The sequence below is a fragment of the Microcystis sp. M53603_WE2 genome (assembly GCF_030065435.1).
Map to the genome: position 1 here is coordinate 1 of NZ_JASJFF010000022.1, position 1812 is coordinate 1812.

Below are 1812 nucleotides of genomic sequence, written 5' to 3' on the forward strand. Positions count from 1 at the left end.
AAAAATGAACCTACCCAACTCGATTACCCTATCGCGACTCTTGGGACTGCCATTAATTTTATACTGGTTGCACCAAGGCACAGAAATCGATCGCTGGTTAAGTTTAATTATCTTTCTGATTGCTGCCAGCACCGATTGGCTCGATGGTTATCTAGCGCGAAAATTAAATCAAATCACCGAATTAGGCAAATTTCTCGATCCTTTGGTCGATAAATTACTGGTTCTCGCTCCCCTCTTAGCTCTGATTGAAATGGATTTAATTGCTGCTTGGGGAGTATTTTTGATTCTCGCTCGCGAATTAGCGATCGCTGGTTGGCGCATTAATCCGAATTTAACAGGAAATAGCGACATAAAAGGGGCTAATTGGTGGGGAAAAAGCAAAACAGTCAGCCAAATTGTCGCTATCGCTCTCTTAATCGCTCCCTTGCCTTCTGAATATAATTTAATTGCTCTGGTGGCTTTTTGGCTATCGGTGATATTAACTTTAATTTCTGGTCTGATTTATATCACACCCAGCCAAAAATTAACCCAAAATTGATAAAAACTTAACCATTAGCAATAATTCAGGAAACAAGCCTCGCAAACATGATTGCATTTTTTTTCTTGGTATATAATAATCGGGAGGAAGATTATCAGACTCTTCAAATTCAAACAAATCATTCAAAGGAAAAACCATGCCCACTGTAACTATATCATTCGCTGACTCCACCTCTAGTGTTACTTTCAATCCTAATGTGACTACGTCAGTTGCCGCTTTCCTGAACGCCCATCCTACTGTCCCCATTAGTATATCAGCAACAGGCCTTGCCGACGATAATCTCACTTCCCTGGGCCTTTTAAGTGCGGGCGGCGATACAGTTTGGAGAATAGCCAAAGCAGGCGTTGCTGATAACACAGCAACCCTTTCCAAGTACGGTGGAGGCTTTTCTACGACCCTTTCCCTGCCAGCAGATAGCCTTACCTTTGTTAGAGCTTCGACTGCCGGCACTTATCAACTAACAACCGGCGGTGTTACTTTCACGAAAGCGTCGGGTCCGCAAATAGTAAGTACGATCGCACCACTCACCCTCACTGATTCCTATTTCATCACAGGTAGTGCGTTCGACGATAGCCTAGTCGGTGGTGCTGGAAACGATACTTTAGTTGGTGGTGATGGAAAAGATACTTTAGTTGGTGGTGCTGGAACCGATACTTTAACTGGTGGTGCTGGTGCTGACAATTTTGTTTTCAACAGTCCCAGCGAAGGATTTGATTGGATCTCGGGTTTTAGCTCCTCTCAAGGTGATGTTATCAATGTTTCCGCCACTGGTTTCGCTGGTGGACTGACTGCTGGTCCTTTGGGTGCTGCACAATTCCGTTCTGGTGCGGGAATCAATAGCGCTGCTACTGCAGCTCAAAGATTTATCTACAATACTGCCAATGGTGCTTTATGGTTTGACGTAGATGGTGTTGGTGGCGCTGGTTCGGTTCGAATCGCAAATCTTCTTGGTATTCCAACCTTCACTGCATCCAATATTGTCGTTATCTAATCTATCCCTGTCCATCCCCTGCGGTGAGTCGGACAATTGTTGATTTTTGCGGGAAAATTAACCACCAGAAATAATCGGTAGGGGTGTGTTAGCCCTAGCTAACACACCCTTATTAGGGTTTGCTGAAAAAGTTTTTCCTGGGGGTAGGAGTCAGGAGTCAGGAGTCAGTAGCCGGTCGTCGGGAGTTTCAGGCTTTGTTGCCCTCTTTTTTTGTACCAGTTTATGTACTACGAGGAGAATAATGCAAGGTTTTTGAATGTCCCAATCCTATTTTCTTGCACTA

2 protein-coding genes are annotated in these 1812 nt (G+C 44.2%); both read left to right on the top strand.

The window, feature by feature from the left end; translation table 11 throughout:
- Positions 1-4: 4 nt before the first annotated feature.
- On the top strand, positions 5-538 hold the full coding sequence (gene pgsA, locus PX481_RS00545) for a CDP-diacylglycerol--glycerol-3-phosphate 3-phosphatidyltransferase (protein WP_002759356.1): 534 nt from the start codon (positions 5-7) through the stop codon (positions 536-538).
- Between the two features lie 136 nt (positions 539-674).
- Positions 675-1529, top strand: a complete 855-nt coding sequence (locus PX481_RS00550) for a calcium-binding protein (protein WP_288093087.1) — start codon at positions 675-677, stop codon at positions 1527-1529.
- The last annotated feature ends 283 nt before the right edge of the window (positions 1530-1812 follow it).